This window comes from Actinomadura napierensis (assembly GCF_039529375.1).
Taxonomy (GTDB): Bacteria; Actinomycetota; Actinomycetes; order Streptosporangiales; family Streptosporangiaceae; genus Spirillospora; species Spirillospora napierensis.
The window spans coordinates 1-519 of the sequence record NZ_BAAAMR010000432.1; the positions used below are offsets into that span (position 1 = coordinate 1).

The 519-nt window shown below is 68.2% G+C and carries 2 protein-coding genes; both read right to left on the reverse strand.

Annotated features, from left to right (window positions below; all coding sequences use genetic code 11):
• On the reverse strand, positions 1–334 hold a 334-nt coding region (locus tag ABD296_RS50320), incomplete at its 3' end, for a ParB/RepB/Spo0J family partition protein (RefSeq protein WP_344285863.1).
• On the reverse strand, positions 331–519 hold a 189-nt coding region (locus ABD296_RS50325), incomplete at its 5' end, for a hypothetical protein (RefSeq protein WP_455363894.1). The genes ABD296_RS50325 and ABD296_RS50320, both read right to left, overlap by 4 nt.

A 519-nucleotide genomic window follows, 5' to 3' on the forward strand; every position in this document is an offset into this window, starting at 1 on the left:
CGCGATAGCGCCGCGCGCCGTGGTTGATGAGGTAGCGCCCCGGTGCGTCCGGGTTCTCGCGCACGCTGATGGGCGACTTCACGCCGCGCGCTTTGATGGTCTCGCCGATCTCCGCGATGCTCTCCGGCGAGAAGCCGGGGTTGTCGGCCGTGCGCGGCTGGTGTGGGTCTTCGTCGATCAGGTCAAGCGGCAGCTCCTGCGGGCCTGCGCCGCCGGCGTTGGCCGCCGGCTGCTCGTTCAGCAGGCCGGCCAGGTCGCCCAGCCCGTCCAGGCCCAGCCCGGACGATTGCGGCTTGTCCTGCTCCTTCTTCTTGGCGTTGGTCTTGGCGCTCATTGCGCGATCTCCATCTTCGTGAACACGTAATCCGCCAGCGCACGCACCTCCTGGGTGGCCTTCCGCGCGGCGGTCTTCTTGATCTTCCACACCGGCATCTGCTCGCCCAGCGCCTCGGCGATGCTGTCACGCGCGCCGATGCTGAACGGCAAGATGAGCTGCGGGTATGCCTGCTGGAAAGTCGC